This window comes from Roseovarius halophilus (ex Wu et al. 2025), assembly GCF_047086965.1.
Genome location: NZ_JBKOTX010000110.1, coordinates 1 through 19,590 on the forward strand (window position 1 = coordinate 1; position 19,590 = coordinate 19,590).

Here is a 19,590-nt window from a genome sequence, read left to right on the forward strand (position 1 = left end):
TGATCGCGCCGATCGCCATGGAGGACGGCCTGCGCTTCGCCATCCGCGAAGGCGGCCGCACCGTCGGCGCCGGCGTCGTCGCCAAGATCATCGAGTGAGACACCCAAAGGGTTCGACGAGGAGGGCCGGACGCTCCGGCCTTCTTCCTATCAACGCCAACGCCGTGAAAGGCAACTGAAATGCAAAGCCAAAACATCCGCATCCGGCTGAAGGCTTTCGATTACCGCGTGCTGGATGCCAGCACCCAGGAAATCGTGAACACCGCCAAACGGACCGGTGCAGACGTGCGCGGGCCGATCCCGCTGCCGAACAAGATCGAGAAGTTCACGGTCCTTCGCGGCCCCCACGTGAACAAGAAATCGCGCGACCAGTTCGAGATCCGCACGCACAAGCGGCTTCTGGACATCGTCGACCCCACGCCGCAGACGGTGGACGCGCTCATGAAGCTCGACCTCGCCGCCGGCGTGGACGTGCAGATTTCGGTATAAGGAGGGCAAGGCATGTTGCGCTCTGGTGTGATCGCAAAGAAAGTCGGCATGACCCGGCTTTTCATGGACGATGGTCGGCAGGTGCCGGTGACCGTCCTGCAACTGGACAAGCTTCAGGTGGTGGCCCAGCGCACGCCCGAAACGCACGGCTATTCCGCCGTGCAGCTCGGCGCGGGCTCGGCCAGGCCCAAGCGTGTGAGCAAGGCGATGCGCGGGCATTTCTCGCTGGCCAAGGTGGAACCCAAGCGCAAGGTCGCCGAGTTCCGCGTTGCCCCCGAGAACATGATCGGCGTAGGCGAGGAAATCACCGCGAACCACTATTTCGAGGGGCAGTACGTTGACGTCTGCGGCACCTCGATCGGCAAGGGGTTCGCCGGCGGCATGAAGCGGCACAACTTCCGCGGGCTCGAAGCCACGCACGGCATTTCGATCGCGCACCGGTCGCACGGCTCTACGGGTCAGTGCCAAGACCCGGGCAAGGTGTTCAAGGGCAAGAAGATGGCCGGCCACATGGGCGCCGCGCGGGTGACCACGCAGAACCTGCAGGTGGTCAAGACCGATGCGGATCGCGGGCTGATCATGGTCAAGGGCGCCGTTCCCGGCGCCAAGGGCGGCTGGGTGACCGTCAAGGACGCGGTCAAGAAACCGGTTCCTGAAAACGCGATCCTGCCGGCGGCGCTGAAATCGGCCGCCGAGGAAGCCGCGCGCGCCGCCGAGGAGGCCGCCGCACAGGCCGCCGCCGAGGAAGAGGCCGAGGCCAAGCGTCTGGCCGAGGAGCAAGCCGCCGAGGAAGCCGCCGCGGAGGCCGAGGCGGAAACCGGGGCCGAGAAGAAGGACGGTGAGTGACATGAAACTCGACGTGATCAAACTGGACGGCGGCAAGGCCGGCTCGGTCGATCTGGGCGACGAGGTCTTCGGCCTCGAACCCCGCACCGACATCCTGCACCGCGTTGTCCGCTGGCAGCGCAACAAGGCGCAGGCCGGCACGCACAAGGTCAAGACCCGCTCGGAAACCAACTACTCCAAGAAGAAGATCTACCGCCAGAAGGGCACCGGTGGTGCCCGGCACGGCGACCGCAACGCGCCGATCTTCCGCAAGGGGGGGATCTACAAGGGGCCGACGCCGCGCAGCCACGCGCATGACCTGCCCAAGAAGTTCCGCAAGCTGGGCCTGCGCCACGCGCTGAGCGCCAAGGCGAAGGCCGGCGAGCTGGTGGTGATCGAGGACGCGGCGACCAGCGGCAAGACCAAGGAACTGGCCCAACAGGTCAAGGAACTGGGCTGGAAGCGCGCGCTGGTCATCGACGGGGCCGAGGTGAACCAGGATTTCGCCCGGGCCGCAGCCAATATCGACGGCCTGGACGTGTTGCCGAGCGTCGGCGCGAATGTCTATGACATCCTGAAACGTGACACGCTGGTGATCACGAAGGCGGGTGTCGAAGCACTGGAGGCTCGTTTGAAATGAGCGCGAAACCCGAACATTACGATGTGATCCGCAAGCCGGTGATCACCGAGAAGGCGACCATGGCCAGCGAAAGCGGCGCGGTCGTGTTCGAAGTGGCGAAGGACGCGGCCAAGCCGCAGATCAAGGAGGCCGTCGAAGCGCTCTTTGGCGTGAAGGTCAAGGCCGTGAACACGTCGATCACCAAGGGCAAGGTCAAGCGTTTCCGCGGTGTCAAAGGCCGCCGGAACGACGTGAAAAAGGCGTATGTGACGCTTGAGGACGGCAATACTATCGACGTGACCACGGGTCTGTGATAGCGAGCCGCGACTCATCTTTGGCCCCGGCTTTGCCCGGGGCCACGGATTTCGAACCGGGGACCCACGGGGCCTCATACACTCGGCCACCTTCGGGGGGCTATTACATAGGCGGGGCAGGGCCCTGCCGCTAGCAGACGGAAGACAGAAAGCATGGCACTCAAGTCGTACAAGCCGACGACGCCGGGCCAGCGCGGGCTGGTGCTGATCGACCGTTCGGAGCTTTGGAAAGGGCGTCCGGTCAAATCCCTCACCGAGGGTCTGACCAAGTCGGGCGGCCGGAACAACACCGGGCGGATCACCTCGCGTCGTCGCGGGGGCGGGGCGAAACGCCTCTATCGCGTCGTCGATTTCAAACGCAACAAGACTGACGTGGCGGCCACCGTGGAGCGGATCGAATACGACCCGAACCGGACCGCCTTCATCGCGTTGATCAAATACGATGACGGCGAACGCAGCTACATCCTTGCGCCGCAGCGCCTTGCCGAGGGCGACAAGATCCTGGCCGGTGACAAGGTCGACATCAAGCCGGGAAACAGCATGCCGTTCTCGGGCATGCCCATCGGCACGATCGTCCACAATATCGAGCTCAAGCCCGGCAAGGGCGGCCAGATCGCCCGGGCCGCGGGCGCATACGCGCAGTTCGTGGGCCGTGACGGCGGTTACGCCCAGGTCCGCCTGAATTCGGGCGAGCTGCGGATGGTACGGCAGGAATGCCGGGCAACCGTGGGCGCGGTGAGCAACCCCGACAATTCGAACCAGAACATCGGCAAGGCCGGTCGGTCGCGCCATCGGGGCGTCCGCCCCAATGTCCGTGGTGTGGTCATGAACCCGATCGACCACCCGCACGGTGGTGGCGAGGGCCGGACCTCGGGTGGGCGCCACCCGGTCACGCCATGGGGCAAGCCCACCAAGGGCAAGCGCACCCGCAACACCAACAAGGCGTCGCAGAAACTTATCCTGCGCTCGCGCCACGCACGGAAGAAGGGCCGCTAACACATGGCACGTTCTGTATGGAAAGGCCCCTTTGTCGATGCCTACGTCCTGAAAAAGGCCGAGGCAGCGCGCGAGTCGGGGCGCAACGAAGTCATCAAGATCTGGTCGCGCCGCTCGACGATCCTGCCCCAGTTCGTGGGTCTGACGTTTGGCGTCTATAACGGGCGCAAGCATGTGCCGGTGAATGTCAGCGAAGACATGATCGGCCAGAAGTTCGGCGAATATTCCCCGACCCGTACCTATTACGGGCACACGGCGGACAAAAAAGCGAAGCGGAGATAACAAGCCATGGGCAAGGAAAAGAACCCCCGCCGCGTGGCTGACAACGAAGCGATGGCCAAGCTGCGCATGCTTCGCACCAGCCCGCAGAAACTCAACCTGGTGGCGGCGATGATCCGGGGCAAGAAGGTCGACAAGGCGCTCAACGACCTGACCTTCAGCCAGAAACGGATCGCCGAGGACGTGAAGAAGTGCCTTCAGTCCGCGATCGCCAACGCCGAGAACAACCACAATCTGGATGTGGACGAGCTGATCGTGGCCGAAGCCTATGTTGGCAAGAACCTGGTCATGAAGCGCGGCCGTCCGCGGGCCCGGGGCCGGTTCGGCGCGCTGCGCAAGCCGTTCTCGGAGCTGACCATCAAGGTGCGTGAAATCGAGGAGCAAGCCTAATGGGTAACAAAGTCAATCCGATTGGCATGCGCCTGCAGGTGAACCGCACCTGGGACAGCCGCTGGTATGCCGACACCAAGGATTACGGTGATCTTCTGCTCGAGGATGTCGCGATCCGTGAATTCATCGAGACCGAGTGCAAGCAGGCCGGCGTCAGCCGCGTGATCATCGAGCGCCCGCACAAGAAGTGCCGGGTCACGATCCACACCGCGCGTCCCGGCGTCATCATCGGCAAGAAAGGCGCCGACATCGAGGTCCTGCGCAAGAAGCTGGCCAAGATGACCGACAGCGAGCTGCACCTGAACATCGTCGAGGTTCGCAAGCCCGAGCTTGATGCCGCGCTCGTGGCCGACAGCATCGCGCAGCAGCTCGAACGCCGCGTGAGCTTCCGCCGCGCCATGAAGCGTGCCGTGCAGAACGCGATGCGCATGGGGGCGTTGGGTATCCGTGTGAATGCCGGGGGTCGCCTTGGCGGTGCCGAGATCGCGCGTACCGAGCACTACCACGAGGGCAGCGTTCCGCTGCACACGCTGCGCGCCGATATCGATTATGCCCACAAGGAGGCGTCAACGCCCTACGGCATCATCGGTGTGAAGGTCTGGATCTTCAAAGGCGAGATCATGGAGCACGATCCGAGTGCCCGTGACCGCAAGGCCCAGGAGCTTCAGGATGGTCCCGCGCCCCGTGGCGCCGGCGGCCGCCGCTGAGGAGGGATAAGAGATGCTTCAACCAAAGCGCACAAAGTTCCGCAAGCAGCACAAGGGCCGCATCCACGGTGAGGCCAAGGGTGGTTCCGACCTGAACTTCGGGTCCTTCGGACTGAAGGCGGCACAGCCCGAGCGCATCACCGCCCGCCAGATCGAGGCGGCGCGCCGCGCCATGACCCGGCACATGAAACGTCAGGGCCGGGTCTGGATCCGGGTTTTCCCCGACGTGCCGGTCACGTCGAAACCCACCGAGGTCCGGATGGGCAAGGGCAAGGGGTCGGTCGATTTCTGGGCGGCCAAGGTCAAGCCCGGGCGTGTGATGTTCGAGATCGACGGCGTGTCCGACGCGGTGGCCAAGGAGGCGCTGCGCCTTGCCGCGATGAAACTGCCGATCAAGACACGGATCATCGCCCGCGAGGACTGGTGATCCTCGGGCAGCGTACCTGCCCCGAAAACAGCAAGGGCCGCCGCCACGGGGTGGCGGTCCACGAGCGGAGCGAAACTTTTCCTTGCCGTGACGGCGGCGCTCCCGTATAGAGCCGCAATTCGCGTGGCCCCGGCCCCCCGGGATTCGCGCGTTTGGCATTCATCCATCGGGTTTCGGGTTACCCTGTAGCAATGGGCAGGGGCTCACCGGTGTTGCGAGAAAGGACGTGGCTATGAACGCCCAAGAGTTGCGTGACAAGACGCCCGACCAGCTCCGCGAAGAGCTGGCAACCCTGAAGAAAGAGCAGTTCAACCTGCGCTTTCAGGCTGCCACCGGGCAGCTGGAGAACCCCGCGCGGATGAAACTCGTGCGTCGCGATTCAGCGCGCGTGATGACCATCCTCAACGAAAAGGCCGCCGCCGCGGCCGCAGACGCAGAATAAGGGGGCCTTGAGACATGCCTAAACGTATTCTTCAGGGCCGCGTGACAAGCGACGCGAACGACCAGACCGTCACCGTGCTGGTGGAACGCCGTTTCAAGCACCCGGTCATGCAGAAAACCGTGAAGCGGACCAAACGGTATCGCGCCCATGACGCGCAGAATGCCTACAAGGCCGGCGATTTCGTCCGCATCATCGAATGCGCGCCGAAATCCAAGACGAAACGCTGGGAGGTGCTGGAGGCGTAAGCTGACGCACCTTCCGGTTTGAGCGAAACCCTGGGGGCGAAACCCCAAAGGTCGGGAGAAACCAAATGATCCAGATGCAGACCAATCTGGATGTTGCTGACAATTCCGGGGCCCGGAAAGTTCAGTGCATCAAGGTCCTGGGTGGTTCCAAGCGCAAGTATGCGTCCGTTGGCGACATCATTGTCGTCTCGGTCAAGGAAGCCATCCCGCGCGGCCGCGTGAAGAAGGGCGACGTGCGCAAGGCCGTCGTCGTGCGCACCGCCAAGGAGGTTCGTCGCGAGGACGGAACCGCCATCCGCTTTGACCGCAACGCCGCCGTCATCCTGAACAACGCGGGCGATCCGATCGGCACGCGGATCTTCGGGCCGGTCGTTCGCGAATTGCGCGCCAAGAAATTCATGAAGATCATCTCGCTCGCCCCGGAGGTGCTGTAAGATGGCTGCCAAACTGAAAAAAGGTGACAAGGTCATCGTGCTGGCCGGCAAGGACAAGGGCCGCGAGGGCACGATTTCGAGCGTTGACCCGAAGGCCGGCAAGGCCGTTGTCGACGGGGTCAACATGGCCGTGCGCCACACCCGCCAGAGCCAGCAGAGCCAAGGCGGCCGCCTGCCCAAGGCGATGCCCGTTGACCTGAGCAACCTGGCGATCCTGGACAAGAACGGCAAGCCTACCCGTGTCGGCTTCAAGGTCGAAGACGGCAAGAAAGTGCGTTACGCCAAGACCACGGGGGACGTGATCGATGCTTGATTCCGCCAATTATGCCCCGCGCCTGCGCGAGCAGTATCGCGACAGGGTGCGTGCCGCGCTCAAGGAAGAGTTCGGCTACAAGAACGACATGCAGATCCCGCGGCTGGACAAGATCATCCTGAACATCGGCTGCGGCGCCGAGGCCGTGAAGGACTCCAAGAAGGCCAAGGCGGCGCAGGAAGACCTGAGCGCGATCGCGGGCCAGCACGCCGTCGTGACCAAGGCGAAGAACTCCATCGCCGGGTTCCGCGTTCGCGAGGGCATGCCGCTGGGTGCCAAGGTGACGCTGCGCGGCGATCGCATGTACGATTTCCTCGATCGCCTGATCACGGTCGCCATGCCACGCATCCGCGACTTCCGCGGCGTGTCGGGCAAGTCCTTCGACGGCCGCGGCAACTACGCCATGGGCGTCAAGGAACACATCGTCTTCCCTGAAATCAACTTCGACAAGGTCGACGAAGTCTGGGGGCTCGACATCATCATCGCAACCACGGCGCAGACCGACGCTGAAGCCAAGGCGCTGTTGAAGCATTTCAACATGCCCTTCAACAGCTAAGCCGGAGGATTTGAGATATGGCCAAGAAAGCAATGGTCCAACGCGAGAAGAAGCGTCAGCGCCTTGTCGCGAAATACGGCGCCAAGCGGGCTGCGCTGAAAGAGATCATCAACGATGAATCCAAGCCGATGGAGGAGCGTTTCCGCGCCTCGCTGAAGCTTGCCGAATTGCCGCGCAACAGTTCGCCGACGCGGTTGCACAACCGCTGCCAGCTCACGGGCCGGCCGCATGCGTATTACCGCAAGCTGAAAGTCAGCCGGATCGCGCTGCGCGACCTCGGTTCCAACGGCAAGGCCCCCGGCCTTGTGAAATCGAGCTGGTAAGGAGGGCTGCGATATGAACGATCCTATCGGTGATATGCTGGCCCGTATCCGCAACGCGGGAATGCGTGGCAAGTCGACCGTCACGATGCCGGCCTCCAAGCTGCGTGCCTGGGTGCTCGACGTGATGGCCGACGAGGGCTACATCCGTGGTTACGAGAAATCCACGGGCAAGAACGGGCATCCCGCGCTGGAAGTCAGCCTGAAATACTTCGAGGGCGCCCCCGCCATTCGCGAAATGAAGCGGGTCTCGCGGCCCGGTCGTCGCGTCTACATGGGCGTCAAGGACATTCCGTCGGTCCGCAAGGGCCTTGGCGTGTCGATTGTCTCCACCCCCAAAGGTGTGATGTCGGATGCAAATGCGCGCGCGGCCAATGTTGGCGGCGAAGTGCTTTGCACCGTATTCTAAGGAGGCCTTGCAGATGTCTCGTATCGGAAAACAACCCGTGGCATTGCCTGACGGCGTGACCGCGACACTGAGCGGCCAGACCATCGAGGTCAAGGGCCCGAAGCAGACCAAGTCATTCACCTTCACGGACGATGTCTCGATCGCCATCGAGGATGACCAGATCAAGGTGACCCCGCGCGGGCCGTCCAAACGGGCGCGTCAGCAATGGGGCATGAGCCGCACCATCATCGCCAACCTCGTGCACGGTTCGACGGAGCCGTTCAAGCAGGAGCTGGAGATCCAGGGTGTTGGCTACCGCGCGCAGGTTCAGGGCGACACGCTGAAGCTGAACCTCGGGCTGAGCCATGACGTGGATTTCCCGATCCCGGACGGTGTGACCGTGACCGCGGCCAAGCCCACCGAACTGGTGATCGAGGGGCACGACAAGCAGCTCGTCGGCCAAGTCGCAGCCAATATCCGCGACTGGCGGCGCCCGGAGCCCTACAAGGGCAAGGGCATCCGCTACAAGGGCGAGTACATCTTCCAGAAGGAAGGCAAGAAGAAGTAAGGGACGCGACAGATGGCAAACAGCAAAAGACAACTGTTCCTCAAACGCCGCCTGCGCGTTCGGAGCAAACTTCGCAAGGTCAATGCCGGGCAGCCGCGCCTTTCGGTGCATCGGTCGGGCAAGAACATCAGTGTTCAACTGATCGACGACGCGCAGGGCGTGACGCTGGCCGCGGCGTCGACGCTGGAAAAGGATCTCGGCTTCGTCGGCAAGAACACGGTCGAGGCCGCCACCAAGGTCGGCAGCACGATCGCGGAGCGCGCCAAGCAGGCGGGCGTCAGCGAGGCGCAGTTCGATCGCGGCGGGTTCCTGTATCACGGCCGCATCAAGGCGCTGGCGGATGCCGCGCGCGACGCCGGGCTGAAGCTGTAAGGAGACGAGAGAATGGCAAGAGAAGATAACCGCCGGGATCGCCGCGACCGCGACGAAACGCCGGAATTCGCCGATCGTCTCGTGGCGATCAACCGCGTGTCGAAGACCGTGAAGGGGGGCAAGCGCTTCGGCTTTGCCGCGCTCGTGGTCGTCGGCGACCAGAAGGGCCGTGTCGGCTTCGGCAAGGGCAAGGCCAAGGAAGTCCCCGAGGCGATCCGCAAGGCGACGGAGCAGGCCAAGCGCCAGATGATCCGCGTGCCGCTGCGCGAGGGCCGGACGCTGCACCATGACGGGTTCGGGCGCCACGGCGCGGGCCGGGTCATCCTGCGGTCGGCGTCGCAAGGTACCGGGATCATCGCGGGCGGGCCGATGCGCGCCGTGTTCGAGATGCTGGGTGTTCAGGACGTGGTGGCCAAGTCGGTCGGCACGCAGAACCCCTACAACATGATCCGCGCCACGCTGGACGCGCTGAACTTCCAGTCCAGCCCGCGCCAGGTCGCGCAGCGCCGTGGCAAGAAGGTGGCCGAGATCCTGCGCAAGGACGACGCGCCGAAATCCGAGGCCCCGGCCGACGCCGCGGCGGAAGCGTAAGGAGACAGGGACATGGCAAAAACCATCGTCGTCAAGCAGGTGGGCTCGCCCATCCGCCGCCCCGCCAAGCAGCGCCAGACGCTGGTCGGGCTGGGCCTGAACAAGATGCACCGGACGCGGGAACTGGAAGACACGCCGGCCGTGCGCGGCATGATCGCCCGGATCCCTCATATGGTCGAGATCATCGAGGAAAAGGGCTGAGTCCGCGCCGGGGCGGTCCCCGGCACGTCCTCCAGATTCGGCGCCCCGGTCTGCAGTGGCCGGGGCGGCTTTCGTTTGGGCGGCACGCCCTGCGCGGTTTCTGACTGCCCAGCCGGGGGAGGCGGCGGCCTGCAGGGCGGGGCTTGATCACCGTCACCATCGCGTCTATACGCCTCCGGTGGCGTCCGGACGGCGCGACTCGAAGACAACCAGAAATGCCGTGGTTGGCCCCACACGCTTCGGGGGCCACATCCGGCTCAGGAGAAGCGAAAGATGAAACTCAACGATCTGCGCGACAACCCGGGCGCGACGAAACCCCGCAAACGCATCGGGCGCGGCGCCGGCTCGGGCACGGGCAAAACCGGTGGGCGTGGTCTCAAAGGTCAGAAATCCCGTTCGGGCGTGGCCGTAAAGGGGTACGAGGGCGGCCAGATGCCGCTGTATCAACGCCTGCCCAAGCGCGGCTTCAACAAGCCCAACCGCAAGCAGTATGCCGTGGTCAACCTCGGCCTGATCCAGAAATTCGTCGATGCCGGCAAGATCAACGCGGGCCAGCCCGTGACGGAACACGTGCTCGTCGAGAGCGGCCTTGTCCGGCGCAAGCGCGACGGCGTGCGCGTGCTGGCCAAGGGCGAGGTGAGCGCGAAGCTCGACCTGCACGTGACCGGCGCCTCGAAATCCGCCGTCGCGGCGGTCGAGAAAGCGGGCGGCGCCATCACGATCACTTCCGCGCAGGCGGCCGAATAAGAGGTTGTGAGCGGCGCGCGCGCCCCTTACATATCCTCGCAGTTTTCCGAAGGACGCCGCCTGAGCCGGGAAACGCTCTGGCGGCGTTCGCACATGAAAGAGACCGCGCATGGTATCTGCAGCAGAACAAATGGCCGCCAACACCAGTTGGTCCGCGCTCGGCAAGGCCACTGATCTCCGCAACCGAATCCTTTTCACCCTCGGACTGCTGATCGTCTACAGGCTGGGCACCTATATTCCGGTCCCCGGCATCGATGGGGCGGCGCTGCGCGATTTCATGGAAGGCGCGCAATCCAGCATCGGCGGGATGTTGTCGATGTTCACCGGGGGCGCCCTTGGTCGCATGGGGATCTTCGCGCTCGGGATCATGCCCTACATCTCGGCCTCGATCATCGTGCAGCTCATGACGGCGATGGTGCCGTCGCTGGAGCAGCTCAAGAAAGAGGGGGAGCAGGGCCGCAAGAAGATCAACCAGTACACGCGGTACGGCACGGTGCTGCTGGCGACGCTGCAATCCTACGGACTGGCGGTGAGCCTGCAATCCGGCGAGCTGGTGACCAACCCCGGATTCTTCTTCATCGCCAGCTGCATGATCACGCTGGTCGGCGGCACCATGTTCCTGATGTGGCTGGGCGAGCAGATCACGGCGCGCGGCGTCGGCAACGGTATTTCGCTCATCATCTTCGTGGGCATCATTGCAGAGGTGCCGGCGGCACTGGCGCAGTTCTTCAGCCAGGGCAGGTCCGGCGCGCTGAGCCCGGCGGTGATCGTCGGGGTCATCGTGATGGTCGTGGTGGTCATCGGCTTTGTCGTGTTCATGGAGCGCTCCTTGCGCAAGGTGCATATCCAGTATCCGCGCCGGCAGGTGGGGATGAAAGTCTATGACGGCGGCTCGTCGCATCTGCCGGTCAAGGTCAACCCGGCCGGCGTTATCCCGGCGATTTTCGCGTCGTCGCTATTGTTGCTACCCACGACGATCAGCACCTTCTCGGGCAACCAGACGAGCCCCTTCATGTCGACGGTGCTTGCTTATTTCGGTCCCGGCCAGCCGCTCTACCTCGCGTTTTTCACGGGGATGATCGTCTTTTTCGCGTATTTCTACACGTACAACGTGGCGTTCAAGCCCGACGACGTGGCCGACAACCTGAAGAACCAGAACGGTTTCGTGCCGGGTGTCCGGCCGGGCAAGAAAACCGCGGAATATCTTGAACATGTCGTGACACGGATCCTCGTGCTGGGGTCGGCTTACCTTGCGGCCGTCTGCCTTCTGCCGGAGATACTGCGCAGCCAGTTCGCCATCCCGTTCTATTTCGGGGGCACGTCGGTTCTTATTGTGGTTTCCGTCACGATGGATACCATACAGCAGGTTCAGAGCCATCTGCTGGCGCACCAGTACGAGGGTCTGATCGAGAAATCGCAGCTGAGCGGCAAGGGCAAGGGCAAGAAGCGCGCTCGCAGAAAAGGGACAGGACGCAAATGAATATCATCCTCCTAGGACCGCCGGGCGCCGGCAAGGGAACGCAGGCCCAGAAGCTGGTTGATGCGCGCAACATGATCCAACTCTCGACCGGCGACATGCTGCGCGAGGCGAAGGAAAGCGGCACCGAGATGGGCAAGATCGTCGCCGACGTCATGGCCCGTGGTGACCTTGTCACCGACCAGATCGTGATCGGTCTCATTCGCGAGAAACTGCAAGGCGACAAGCAGGGCGGTTTCATATTCGATGGCTTTCCGCGGACCTTGGCGCAGGCCGACGCCCTGGACGACCTGCTCCGGGAACAAGACGAGTCCCTTGATGCGGTGATCGAAATGCGCGTCGATGACGACACGCTCATCAAACGCATTGTCGGCCGCGCCGACGAGGCCCGCGCCGCGGGGCAGCCCGTACGCGCCGATGATAACGAGGAAAGCGTCAAGCACCGCTTGATGGAATACTACAAGAAAACGGCCCCGCTGATTGGCTATTATTACGCCAAGGGCCAGCTCAAGCCGGTCGACGGGCTGGGCGAGGTCGACGAGGTGAAGGCCGCCATCGACGGCGCCCTCGACGGCTGACGCCACGGCGCGAGGCGCGGGCGCCGCGCCGTTGCTTTGCCCGCCCTGCAGGAAGCGGGGACAAGGGGGTTGACGGCCCCGCCAAATGCCCATACGCAGCGTCATCTCGTTCGAGACGCGATTCCCCGTGGGCCAACGCCCGGAAGGGATCGATCACCTGCAATTCAGCTGCGGCCCGATGCGTCATGCCTCGGGCCTGCGTTGTGAAAAAAGGTTCTGGAGCTACGGAACCGCAACGAAAGGAACCAGACACGTGGCACGTATCGCCGGCGTTAACATCCCGACAAGCAAACGGGTGCCCATCGCCCTTACCTATATCACCGGCATTGGTCATTCCTCGGCCAAGGCCATCTGCGAAGCAACCGGCATTGACCAGGCCCGCCGGGTCAACGAGCTCAGCGATGCCGAGGCACTGGCCCTTCGGGAGCATATCGACGTGAATTATACCGTCGAGGGCGACCTGCGCCGCGAGACGCAGATGAACGTCAAGCGCCTGATGGACCTGGGCTGCTACCGTGGTCTGCGCCACCGCCGCAACCTGCCGGTCCACGGTCAGCGTACCCATACCAATGCCCGTACCCGCAAGGGCCCGGCGAAACCGATCGCCGGCAAGAAGAAATAAGGGAGGGCTTGAAGAATGGCACGTGATACCCGCAAGGCGACCCGCGGCAAGCGCAAGGTTTCCAAGAATATCGCCACGGGCGTGGCGCATGTGAACAGCAGCTTCAACAACACCAAGATCCTGATCTCGGACGTGCAGGGCAACGCGATCTCGTGGTCGTCGGCCGGCACCATGGGCTTCAAGGGGTCGCGGAAATCCACGCCCTACGCCGCCCAGATGGCCGCCGAGGATGCCGGAAAGAAGGCGCAGGAGCACGGGATGCGCACGCTGGAAGTGGAAGTTCAGGGGCCCGGGTCGGGCCGTGAATCCGCCCTGCGCGCGCTGGCTGCCGTCGGCTTCAACATCACGTCGATCCGCGACGTGACGCCGATCACCCACAATGGCTGCCGTCCGCCCAAGCGCCGTCGGGTGTAAGCGACAGATTTTACCGGTGGGGCCGCGTGCTTGTTCACGGCCCCATTCCGTTATTTTGAACCTCGGGCGTCTTTGGCCTTTGGACATGGGGCCGGGGACAGGAATGGAGGGAACGCATGATCCACAAGAACTGGGCTGAACTTATCAAGCCGACGCAGCTGGAGGTTAAGCCGGCCAATGACCCGCTGCGGCAGGCGACGGTAATGGCCGAACCGCTGGAGCGCGGCTTCGGCCTGACGCTCGGCAACGCGCTGCGCCGCGTTCTTCTGTCGAGCCTTCAGGGTGCGGCGATCACCAGTGTCCAGATAGACAACGTGCTGCACGAATTTTCCAGCGTGTCGGGCGTGCGCGAGGATGTCACCGACATCGTGCTCAACCTAAAGGGGGTTGCGCTGCGGATGGACGTCGAAGGGCCGAAGCGCCTGTCGATCAACGCCAAGGGGCCGGGCGTCGTCACCGCCGGCGATATCAGCGACAGCGCGGGTATCGAGCTCCTGAACAAGGATCACGTCATCTGCCACCTCGACGATGGGGCTGACCTGTTCATGGAGCTCACGGTCAATACCGGCAAGGGCTATGTCGCCGCCGACAAGAACAAGCCCGAGGACGCGCCGATCGGGCTCATTCCGGTGGACGCCATCTATTCGCCGGTCATCCGGGTCAGCTATGACGTTCAGCCGACGCGCGAGGGTCAGGTGCTGGATTATGACAAGCTGACCATGAAGGTGGAAACCGACGGGTCGGTGTCGCCGGATGACGCCGTGGCCTATGCCGCGCGCATCCTTCAGGACCAGCTTTCGATCTTCGTGAACTTCGAGGAACCCGAGTCGGCCGGTCGCGAGTCCGAAGAGGACGGGCTGGAGTTCAATCCGCTGCTTCTGAAGAAGGTCGACGAGCTGGAGCTTTCCGTGCGCTCGGCCAACTGCCTGAAGAACGACAACATCGTCTATATCGGCGACCTGATCCAGAAGACCGAGGCCGAGATGCTGCGCACGCCGAATTTCGGTCGCAAGTCGCTGAACGAGATCAAGGAAGTCCTGTCGGGGATGGGCCTGCATCTGGGCATGGATGTCGAGGACTGGCCGCCGGACAATATCGAGGATCTGGCCAAGAAGTTCGAAGACCAGTTCTGAACTGGCGGCGCGCCCGCCGGGCGCGCCCGCGACCCGGGCAAAATCGCCCCAAGGAGAGGGTCTGACACGCATCAGGCCCCTGACAAAGCATAAACCTTAAGGAGATCGAAAATGCGTCATGCAAGAGGCTACCGCCGCCTGAACCGGACCCATGAGCACCGCAAGGCCCTTTGGGCGAACATGGCGGGCTCGCTTATCGAACACGAACAGATCAAGACGACGCTGCCGAAGGCGAAGGAACTGCGCCGCATCATCGAAAAGCTGGTCACGCTGGGCAAGCGCGGTGATGTTCATGCCCGCCGCCAGGCGGCCGCGCAGCTCAAGCAGGACCAGTACGTCGCCAAGCTGTTCGACGTGCTCGGCCCGCGGTACAAGGATCGCCAGGGCGGATACGTCCGCGTTCTGAAGGCCGGATTCCGGTATGGTGACATGGCGCCCATGGCCATCATCGAGTTCGTGGATCGTGATGTCGATGCCAAGGGCGCGGCCGACAAGGCGCGCGTCGCCGCCGAGGAAGCCGCCGAGGACGCGGAATAAGACCCGTTCCGCCGGCCTGTCCGTTAGGGGCCCCTGCCGTTCGCGGCGGGGGCCTTTTCGTTCCGGGTGCGGCCGCGGCGCGGCACAGCGGTTGCATTGGGGGCGTCCTCGGCGCATATCTGGCTGCGACGGGGGAGAGAGGGCGCATGATCCGCATATTGTTGATATTGTCGGTCCTGCTGGCCGGGCCGGGGCTGGCCCAAACACGGGTCCCGGAAAGCCGGGGCGAGATCGCCCTTGGCTTCACCCCGGTCGTGAAGCGCGCGGCGCCGGCAGTGGTGAACATCTATGCGAAGAAGGTCGTGAATGTCCGCACGAGCCCGTTTCGCGGCGATCCCTTTTTCGAAAACCTGTTCCAAGATTTCGGGATGCCCCGCAAACGGGTTCAGAATTCGCTGGGATCCGGCGTGATCCTGAGCCGCGACGGAATCGTCGTGTCGAATTATCATGTTGTGGGCGAGGCGTCGGATATCCGCGTGGTGTTGAACGATCGGCGGGAATACTCGGCGCGCGTCCTTCTGGCCGACGAGGAGAGCGATCTTGCGATCCTCCGGCTTGACGGTGCCGCGGACATGCCGGCACTGGACCTGCGCGACAGCGACAAGGTCGAGGTGGGCGAACTGGTGCTGGCCATCGGCAACCCGTTCGGTGTGGGGCAGACGGTGAGCAGCGGGATCGTGTCCGGGCTGGCCCGGTCCGGCACGGCGGCGGGCAATGCGCGCGGGTATTTCATCCAGACCGACGCGCCGATCAATCCCGGCAATTCCGGCGGTGCGCTTGTTGATGTGCAGGGCCGCCTGATCGGGATCAACACCCGTATCCTGAGCCGCTCCGGCGGGTCGAACGGGATCGGTTTCGCCATTCCCGCGGACCTCGTGGCAGCGTTCGTCGCGCAGGCGCGCGCGGGCCATGACCGGTTCGAGCGGCCCTGGGCGGGGCTTGGCGGGCAGCCGGTGACGGCCGACCTGGCCGAGGGGCTGGGGCTGGCGCGGCCCGGCGGGATCATCGTGTCACAGGTCCATCCGCAAAGCCCCTTTGCCGCGGCGGACGTGCGGCCCGGTGACGTGTTGCTGTCGGTGAACGGCCGGCCGGTCAACACCCCGGCCGAAATGATCTACCGGATGTCGGTTGCCGGTATGGGCCAAAGGGCCCGGGTAGGCCGCGTGCGCGACGGCGGGCCGCCGCGGATTGTGGAGGTGCCGCTGATCGCGCCGCCCGAAACCCCGCCGCGGGACCGGCGCGAAACCGGCCGCCGTTCGGCCATTCCCGGGCTGGTCATATCGACCGTGAACCCGGCGGTGATCGCGGATTACGGTCTTCCGCTGACCGCCGAGGGCGTGGTGGTGGATGATCCGGGCCGGATCGGGCAGCGCGCCGGGCTGCGGCGCGGCGACGTGCTGCGCGCGGTGAATGGTGTGCCGTCCACTGACACGGAAACCGCCGCGACGGCGCTGCGCGAGGCCAGCGGGCGCTTGGCGCTGGATGTGCAACGGGGTGAGCGGCGCATGGTCATGCGTTTCAGGTTGTAACGGATGGGGGACCTTTTCGGGACATCCCCCGGCACGGCGCCCGACAGCGCCCCGCGCCCCCTGGCCGACAGGTTGCGGCCGCAAAAGCTGTCCGAGGTGATCGGTCAGCAGCATGTGCTGGGCCCGGAGGCGCCGCTTGGCGTGATGCTGGCCGGGGGCAGCCTCACATCGCTGGTTTTCTGGGGGCCGCCGGGCGTCGGCAAGACCACGATCGCGCGGCTTCTGGCGGACGAAACCGACCTGCACTTCGTCCAGATCAGCGCGATTTTCACAGGGGTCCCGGACCTGCGCAAGGTTTTCGATGAAGCCAAGCACCGGCGCGCGAACGACCACGGCACCCTGCTTTTCGTGGACGAAATCCACCGCTTCAACAAGGCGCAGCAGGACAGTTTCCTGCCGCACATGGAGGACGGCACGATCCTGCTGGTCGGGGCCACCACCGAGAATCCCAGCTTCGAGTTGAACGCGGCATTGCTGAGCCGGGCGCAGGTTCTGGTTCTCGAAAGGTTGGAGCTGGCCGACCTGGAGCGTCTGGCGCAACGGGCCGAGCAGGAGCTGGACCGGGCGCTGCCCCTGGACGGGGCGGCACGCGAGGCGCTTCTCGAGATGGCTGACGGTGACGGCCGCGCCCTGTTGAACCTGATCGAGCAGGTCGCGGCGTGGCATGGGGAGGGCAAGCTCGATACCGCCGGGCTGACGGCGCGATTGACGCGCCGGGCGGCGCAGTACGACAAGAGCGGGGATGCCCATTACAACCTGATTTCGGCATTGCACAAGTCGGTGCGGGGCTCGGATGCCGACGCGGCCCTTTACTGGCTGGCGCGGATGCTGGAGGGCGGCGAGGACCCGCGCTATCTGGCGCGGCGCATAACCCGCATGGCGGTGGAGGATATCGGTCTGGCCGATCCGCAGGCGCAGGCGGTCTGCCTGCAATCATGGGAAACCTATGAACGTCTCGGCAGCCCCGAGGGGGAGCTGGCGCTGGCACAGGCGGTGACATACCTCGCGCTGGCGCCCAAGTCGAACGCGGCCTACGTCGCCTACAAGGCGGCCCGGCGCGCGGCGAAGGACACCGGCAGCGCACCGCCCCCCAAGCATATCCTGAACGCGCCAACGCAGCTGATGAAGGATCAGGGCTATGGCGCGGGCTATGCCTATGACCACGATGCCGAGGACGGTTTTTCCGGGCAGGATTATTTCCCGGATGGTCATGAACGGGACGAATTCTACCGCCCCGTCGAGCGCGGATTCGAGCGGGAGTTGAAAAAACGGGTGGATTATTTCGCCCGCCTGCGCCGGTCGCGCAGCTGAGTCGCGCCTGCCGTCCCGCGCAGGCGGCCGCGCCACGCCGTGGCGAGCGTGTCGTTTTTTGACCATTCGGTCACCTTTCGTCCGTGTGGCCCACGCGCGGATGGCCCTCGTGAAATCACTATCTATTGGACGAAACTAAAAAAAACCTGAATTCACGAAGTATAGGGTGGATGCAATAAAAAATTCGTGTTTTGGTAATTTCATGTCGCAAACAAGCTGCTTGAGAAGAAAATTGACGTAGAAGCTTAATGCGAAGGCCGGCTGTGATATAATGCGCGGCATGACCAATAAGCAAGCAAGACAGGGAGAGATCATGACCAAGAAAACTGATCAGATGCTGATTGACAAGCTCGCGAACGCGGCCCGGCAGGGCAGCATCTCGCGCCGGTCATTCATGCACTATTCCATGGCGGCGGGGATGACGGCGTCGGCCGCGACCGGGCTCTGGACCAACAGCGCCTATGCACAGCCCAAGCGCGGTGGCACGTTCAAGGTGGGGATGCACGACGGGAATTCGTCGGACACCCATGATCCCGGCCAATACGTGTCGCGACAGCAGATCTACCTCGCCCACCAGTATCGCAGCTACCTGACCCTGATCGAACCCGACGGGAGCCTCGGGCCCGATCTGGCAAGCAACTGGTCGGCCAACGACGACGCGTCCGTCTGGACGTTCGAGCTCAACCCGAACGCGTCTTTCCACAGCGGGCGGAAGGTTGTCGCGACGGATGTCGTGGCCTCGCTCAATCACCATCGGGGCGACGAATCGACCTCGGCGGCGAAATCCCTGCTGTCGTCGGTGACGGACATTCAGGCGGATGGCGAGAGCGCGGTTGTCGTGACTCTGTCGAGCGGCATTGCGGATCTGCCGTGGCTGATGACGGACTATCACCTCGCGATTTGTCCGGCGAACGAGGACGGAACCGCGAACTGGCAGTCCGGGGACGGATCGGGACCCTACAAGATCGATGACGGCGAGTGGGGTGTCGGCTGGAAGCTGAGCCGCCACGAGGGTTGGCATCTGGAGGGCGCGTATTTCGACAATCTCGAGATGCTCGTTCTCAACGATCCGAACGCGCGCCAGACCGCGCTGGTCACCGGGGACGTCGACGCGGTTTCGCTGATTGACCTCAAGACCTCGGCGTTGCTGCAGCGCGACCCCAACATCGCCGTCGAGAACGTGCCGTCGGCCGCTGCGATCACGATGCCGATGTTCTGCGACACCGCGCCTTACAACGACGTGAACGTGCGCAACGCGCTGAAGCTGCTGATCAATCGCGACGAGATCATCGAGAAGATCGCGTTCGGCGCGGCAACCAAGGGCAACGATTTCCACCATTCGCCGGCGATGCCCTACTGGCCCGATGACATCCCGCAGCGGGAGTATGACCCGGATCAGGCGAAATCGCTGCTCAAGAAAGCCGGCGCCGAGGGGCTGGAAGTCAGCATCTCGACGGCGGACAGCCTGTTCTCGGGGGCGGTGGACATGTGCGTGCTCTTTGCCGAGCAGGCCAAGGCCGCCGGCGTGACGATCAACGTCGTGCGCGAGCCCAACGACGGCTACTATTCCGACGTGTGGCTCAAGAAGCCGTTCTGCGCCGTGGGGGGGGGGGGGGGGGGGGGGGGGGGGGGGGGGGGGGGGGGGGGGGGGGGGGGGGGGGGGGGGGCGGGGGGGGGGCGGGGGGGGGGGGGGGGGGGGGGGGGGGGGGGGGGGGGGGGGGGGGGGGGGGGGGGGGGGGGGGGGGGGGGGGGGGGGGGGGGGGGGGG

The 19,590-nt window shown here is 64.3% G+C and carries 31 protein-coding genes; all 31 read left to right on the forward strand.

All coding sequences use genetic code 11. The features are described from left to right. Nucleotides 1-98, forward strand: a 98-nt coding sequence (locus ACH107_RS19735; protein WP_020508486.1) for an elongation factor Tu, incomplete at its 5' end; no start/stop codon positions are given. Nucleotides 99-179: 81 nt separating this feature from the next. Beyond that, on the forward strand, nt 180-488 hold the full coding sequence (gene rpsJ / locus ACH107_RS19740; protein ID WP_057795293.1) for a 30S ribosomal protein S10: 309 nt from the start codon (nt 180-182) through the stop codon (nt 486-488). 12 nt (nt 489-500) lie between these two features. Continuing rightward, on the forward strand, nt 501-1,334 hold the full coding sequence (gene rplC / locus ACH107_RS19745; RefSeq protein ID WP_412507262.1) for a 50S ribosomal protein L3: 834 nt from the start codon (nt 501-503) through the stop codon (nt 1,332-1,334). Nucleotide 1,335: 1 nt separating this feature from the next. Then, on the forward strand, nt 1,336-1,953 hold the full coding sequence (rplD, locus tag ACH107_RS19750) for a 50S ribosomal protein L4 (protein WP_412507290.1): 618 nt from the start codon (nt 1,336-1,338) through the stop codon (nt 1,951-1,953). Continuing rightward, the gene (locus ACH107_RS19755; protein WP_412507263.1) at nt 1,950-2,246 is read left to right on the forward strand and encodes a 50S ribosomal protein L23; all 297 of its coding nucleotides are present in this window, start codon (nt 1,950-1,952) and stop codon (nt 2,244-2,246) included. The genes rplD and ACH107_RS19755 overlap by 4 nt, the downstream gene beginning before the upstream one ends. Nucleotides 2,247-2,399: 153 nt before the next feature. Further along, nucleotides 2,400-3,242 (forward strand): 50S ribosomal protein L2, encoded by an 843-nt coding sequence (gene rplB / locus ACH107_RS19760; protein WP_412507264.1) that lies wholly within the window; start codon nt 2,400-2,402, stop codon nt 3,240-3,242. 3 nt (nt 3,243-3,245) lie between these two features. After that, complete coding sequence (rpsS, locus tag ACH107_RS19765) at nt 3,246-3,524, forward strand: 30S ribosomal protein S19 (RefSeq protein ID WP_412507265.1); 279 nt, start codon at nt 3,246-3,248, stop codon at nt 3,522-3,524. A gap of 6 nt (nt 3,525-3,530) precedes the next feature. After that, complete coding sequence (rplV, locus tag ACH107_RS19770; RefSeq protein ID WP_412507266.1) at nt 3,531-3,911, forward strand: 50S ribosomal protein L22; 381 nt, start codon at nt 3,531-3,533, stop codon at nt 3,909-3,911. Continuing rightward, the gene (gene rpsC / locus ACH107_RS19775) at nt 3,911-4,618 is read left to right on the forward strand and encodes a 30S ribosomal protein S3 (protein WP_412507267.1); all 708 of its coding nucleotides are present in this window, start codon (nt 3,911-3,913) and stop codon (nt 4,616-4,618) included. The genes rplV and rpsC overlap by 1 nt, the downstream gene beginning before the upstream one ends. Nucleotides 4,619-4,631: 13 nt before the next feature. Then, nucleotides 4,632-5,045 carry a 50S ribosomal protein L16 gene (gene rplP, locus ACH107_RS19780; protein WP_412507268.1) on the forward strand — a complete coding sequence of 138 codons (414 nt, stop codon included), beginning with the start codon at nt 4,632-4,634 and terminating at the stop codon, nt 5,043-5,045. A 232-nt stretch (nt 5,046-5,277) separates the two neighbouring features. Further along, entirely contained in the window at nt 5,278-5,487 is a 210-nt protein-coding gene (rpmC, locus tag ACH107_RS19785) for a 50S ribosomal protein L29 (RefSeq protein ID WP_412507269.1), read from the forward strand. Nucleotides 5,488-5,501: 14 nt separating this feature from the next. After that, entirely contained in the window at nt 5,502-5,732 is a 231-nt protein-coding gene (gene rpsQ / locus ACH107_RS19790) for a 30S ribosomal protein S17 (protein WP_412507270.1), read from the forward strand. A 65-nt stretch (nt 5,733-5,797) separates the two neighbouring features. Next, the gene (rplN, locus tag ACH107_RS19795; protein ID WP_412507271.1) at nt 5,798-6,166 is read left to right on the forward strand and encodes a 50S ribosomal protein L14; all 369 of its coding nucleotides are present in this window, start codon (nt 5,798-5,800) and stop codon (nt 6,164-6,166) included. Nucleotide 6,167: 1 nt separating this feature from the next. After that, nucleotides 6,168-6,479, forward strand: a complete 312-nt coding sequence (gene rplX / locus ACH107_RS19800) for a 50S ribosomal protein L24 (protein WP_412507272.1) — start codon at nt 6,168-6,170, stop codon at nt 6,477-6,479. Further along, on the forward strand, nt 6,472-7,035 hold the full coding sequence (gene rplE / locus ACH107_RS19805) for a 50S ribosomal protein L5 (protein WP_412507273.1): 564 nt from the start codon (nt 6,472-6,474) through the stop codon (nt 7,033-7,035). Before rplX ends, rplE begins: the two co-directional genes overlap by 8 nt. Before the next feature lie 17 nt (nt 7,036-7,052). After that, nucleotides 7,053-7,358 (forward strand): 30S ribosomal protein S14, encoded by a 306-nt coding sequence (gene rpsN, locus ACH107_RS19810; protein WP_412507274.1) that lies wholly within the window; start codon nt 7,053-7,055, stop codon nt 7,356-7,358. A gap of 13 nt (nt 7,359-7,371) precedes the next feature. After that, nucleotides 7,372-7,764 carry a 30S ribosomal protein S8 gene (rpsH, locus tag ACH107_RS19815; protein ID WP_412507275.1) on the forward strand — a complete coding sequence of 131 codons (393 nt, stop codon included), beginning with the start codon at nt 7,372-7,374 and terminating at the stop codon, nt 7,762-7,764. A 13-nt stretch (nt 7,765-7,777) separates the two neighbouring features. Further along, nucleotides 7,778-8,311: a 50S ribosomal protein L6 gene (rplF, locus tag ACH107_RS19820; protein ID WP_412507276.1), complete on the forward strand. Its 534-nt coding sequence runs from the start codon at nt 7,778-7,780 to the stop codon at nt 8,309-8,311. 12 nt (nt 8,312-8,323) lie between these two features. Then, nucleotides 8,324-8,683, forward strand: coding sequence for a 50S ribosomal protein L18 (rplR, locus tag ACH107_RS19825; protein WP_412507277.1), 360 nt, complete (start codon nt 8,324-8,326; stop codon nt 8,681-8,683). Nucleotides 8,684-8,695: 12 nt separating this feature from the next. Continuing rightward, the gene (gene rpsE, locus ACH107_RS19830; RefSeq protein ID WP_412507278.1) at nt 8,696-9,274 is read left to right on the forward strand and encodes a 30S ribosomal protein S5; all 579 of its coding nucleotides are present in this window, start codon (nt 8,696-8,698) and stop codon (nt 9,272-9,274) included. Between the two features lie 12 nt (nt 9,275-9,286). Continuing rightward, complete coding sequence (rpmD, locus tag ACH107_RS19835; protein WP_412507279.1) at nt 9,287-9,475, forward strand: 50S ribosomal protein L30; 189 nt, start codon at nt 9,287-9,289, stop codon at nt 9,473-9,475. 273 nt (nt 9,476-9,748) lie between these two features. Then, entirely contained in the window at nt 9,749-10,222 is a 474-nt protein-coding gene (rplO, locus tag ACH107_RS19840) for a 50S ribosomal protein L15 (RefSeq protein ID WP_412507280.1), read from the forward strand. A 109-nt stretch (nt 10,223-10,331) separates the two neighbouring features. Next, nucleotides 10,332-11,702 (forward strand): preprotein translocase subunit SecY, encoded by a 1,371-nt coding sequence (gene secY / locus ACH107_RS19845; RefSeq protein ID WP_412507281.1) that lies wholly within the window; start codon nt 10,332-10,334, stop codon nt 11,700-11,702. Next, nucleotides 11,699-12,277 carry an adenylate kinase gene (locus ACH107_RS19850; protein ID WP_412507282.1) on the forward strand — a complete coding sequence of 193 codons (579 nt, stop codon included), beginning with the start codon at nt 11,699-11,701 and terminating at the stop codon, nt 12,275-12,277. Before secY ends, ACH107_RS19850 begins: the two co-directional genes overlap by 4 nt. 253 nt (nt 12,278-12,530) lie before the next feature. Continuing rightward, nucleotides 12,531-12,899 (forward strand): 30S ribosomal protein S13, encoded by a 369-nt coding sequence (rpsM, locus tag ACH107_RS19855; RefSeq protein ID WP_412507283.1) that lies wholly within the window; start codon nt 12,531-12,533, stop codon nt 12,897-12,899. 15 nt (nt 12,900-12,914) lie between these two features. Further along, the gene (gene rpsK / locus ACH107_RS19860) at nt 12,915-13,313 is read left to right on the forward strand and encodes a 30S ribosomal protein S11 (protein ID WP_412507284.1); all 399 of its coding nucleotides are present in this window, start codon (nt 12,915-12,917) and stop codon (nt 13,311-13,313) included. A gap of 116 nt (nt 13,314-13,429) precedes the next feature. Beyond that, nucleotides 13,430-14,446, forward strand: a complete 1,017-nt coding sequence (locus ACH107_RS19865) for a DNA-directed RNA polymerase subunit alpha (protein WP_412507285.1) — start codon at nt 13,430-13,432, stop codon at nt 14,444-14,446. Nucleotides 14,447-14,557: 111 nt separating this feature from the next. Beyond that, nucleotides 14,558-14,983, forward strand: a complete 426-nt coding sequence (gene rplQ, locus ACH107_RS19870; protein WP_412507286.1) for a 50S ribosomal protein L17 — start codon at nt 14,558-14,560, stop codon at nt 14,981-14,983. A gap of 146 nt (nt 14,984-15,129) precedes the next feature. After that, the gene (locus ACH107_RS19875; protein WP_412507287.1) at nt 15,130-16,512 is read left to right on the forward strand and encodes a trypsin-like peptidase domain-containing protein; all 1,383 of its coding nucleotides are present in this window, start codon (nt 15,130-15,132) and stop codon (nt 16,510-16,512) included. A gap of 3 nt (nt 16,513-16,515) precedes the next feature. After that, the gene (locus ACH107_RS19880; RefSeq protein ID WP_412507288.1) at nt 16,516-17,823 is read left to right on the forward strand and encodes a replication-associated recombination protein A; all 1,308 of its coding nucleotides are present in this window, start codon (nt 16,516-16,518) and stop codon (nt 17,821-17,823) included. Nucleotides 17,824-18,136: 313 nt separating this feature from the next. Then, nucleotides 18,137-19,590: ABC transporter substrate-binding protein (locus ACH107_RS19885; RefSeq protein WP_412507289.1), on the forward strand; the 1,454-nt coding region annotated here is incomplete at its 3' end.

Bases quoted from the DNA above. Each gene is read 5' to 3' on its own strand.
- rplE (WP_412507273.1), top strand. From the start codon at position 6,472: ATGCTTGATTCCGCCAATTATGCCCCGCGCCTGCGCGAGCAGTATCGC.
- ACH107_RS19880 (WP_412507288.1), top strand. From the start codon at position 16,516: ATGGGGGACCTTTTCGGGACATCCCCCGGCACGGCGCCCGACAGCGCC.
- rplN (WP_412507271.1), top strand. From the start codon at position 5,798: ATGATCCAGATGCAGACCAATCTGGATGTTGCTGACAATTCCGGGGCC.
- rpsE (WP_412507278.1), top strand. From the start codon at position 8,696: ATGGCAAGAGAAGATAACCGCCGGGATCGCCGCGACCGCGACGAAACG.
- ACH107_RS19865 (WP_412507285.1), top strand. From the start codon at position 13,430: ATGATCCACAAGAACTGGGCTGAACTTATCAAGCCGACGCAGCTGGAG.
- rpsH (WP_412507275.1), top strand. From the start codon at position 7,372: ATGAACGATCCTATCGGTGATATGCTGGCCCGTATCCGCAACGCGGGA.
- rpsS (WP_412507265.1), top strand. From the start codon at position 3,246: ATGGCACGTTCTGTATGGAAAGGCCCCTTTGTCGATGCCTACGTCCTG.
- rplC (WP_412507262.1), top strand. From the start codon at position 501: ATGTTGCGCTCTGGTGTGATCGCAAAGAAAGTCGGCATGACCCGGCTT.
- rplR (WP_412507277.1), top strand. From the start codon at position 8,324: ATGGCAAACAGCAAAAGACAACTGTTCCTCAAACGCCGCCTGCGCGTT.
- rplO (WP_412507280.1), top strand. From the start codon at position 9,749: ATGAAACTCAACGATCTGCGCGACAACCCGGGCGCGACGAAACCCCGC.
- rplP (WP_412507268.1), top strand. From the start codon at position 4,632: ATGCTTCAACCAAAGCGCACAAAGTTCCGCAAGCAGCACAAGGGCCGC.
- secY (WP_412507281.1), top strand. From the start codon at position 10,332: ATGGTATCTGCAGCAGAACAAATGGCCGCCAACACCAGTTGGTCCGCG.
- ACH107_RS19875 (WP_412507287.1), top strand. From the start codon at position 15,130: ATGATCCGCATATTGTTGATATTGTCGGTCCTGCTGGCCGGGCCGGGG.
- rplX (WP_412507272.1), top strand. From the start codon at position 6,168: ATGGCTGCCAAACTGAAAAAAGGTGACAAGGTCATCGTGCTGGCCGGC.
- rpmC (WP_412507269.1), top strand. From the start codon at position 5,278: ATGAACGCCCAAGAGTTGCGTGACAAGACGCCCGACCAGCTCCGCGAA.
- rpsJ (WP_057795293.1), top strand. From the start codon at position 180: ATGCAAAGCCAAAACATCCGCATCCGGCTGAAGGCTTTCGATTACCGC.
- rpsK (WP_412507284.1), top strand. From the start codon at position 12,915: ATGGCACGTGATACCCGCAAGGCGACCCGCGGCAAGCGCAAGGTTTCC.
- rplB (WP_412507264.1), top strand. From the start codon at position 2,400: ATGGCACTCAAGTCGTACAAGCCGACGACGCCGGGCCAGCGCGGGCTG.
- rplF (WP_412507276.1), top strand. From the start codon at position 7,778: ATGTCTCGTATCGGAAAACAACCCGTGGCATTGCCTGACGGCGTGACC.
- ACH107_RS19755 (WP_412507263.1), top strand. From the start codon at position 1,950: ATGAGCGCGAAACCCGAACATTACGATGTGATCCGCAAGCCGGTGATC.
- rpsC (WP_412507267.1), top strand. From the start codon at position 3,911: ATGGGTAACAAAGTCAATCCGATTGGCATGCGCCTGCAGGTGAACCGC.
- ACH107_RS19850 (WP_412507282.1), top strand. From the start codon at position 11,699: ATGAATATCATCCTCCTAGGACCGCCGGGCGCCGGCAAGGGAACGCAG.
- rplV (WP_412507266.1), top strand. From the start codon at position 3,531: ATGGGCAAGGAAAAGAACCCCCGCCGCGTGGCTGACAACGAAGCGATG.
- rplD (WP_412507290.1), top strand. From the start codon at position 1,336: ATGAAACTCGACGTGATCAAACTGGACGGCGGCAAGGCCGGCTCGGTC.
- rpsN (WP_412507274.1), top strand. From the start codon at position 7,053: ATGGCCAAGAAAGCAATGGTCCAACGCGAGAAGAAGCGTCAGCGCCTT.
- rpsQ (WP_412507270.1), top strand. From the start codon at position 5,502: ATGCCTAAACGTATTCTTCAGGGCCGCGTGACAAGCGACGCGAACGAC.
- rplQ (WP_412507286.1), top strand. From the start codon at position 14,558: ATGCGTCATGCAAGAGGCTACCGCCGCCTGAACCGGACCCATGAGCAC.
- rpmD (WP_412507279.1), top strand. From the start codon at position 9,287: ATGGCAAAAACCATCGTCGTCAAGCAGGTGGGCTCGCCCATCCGCCGC.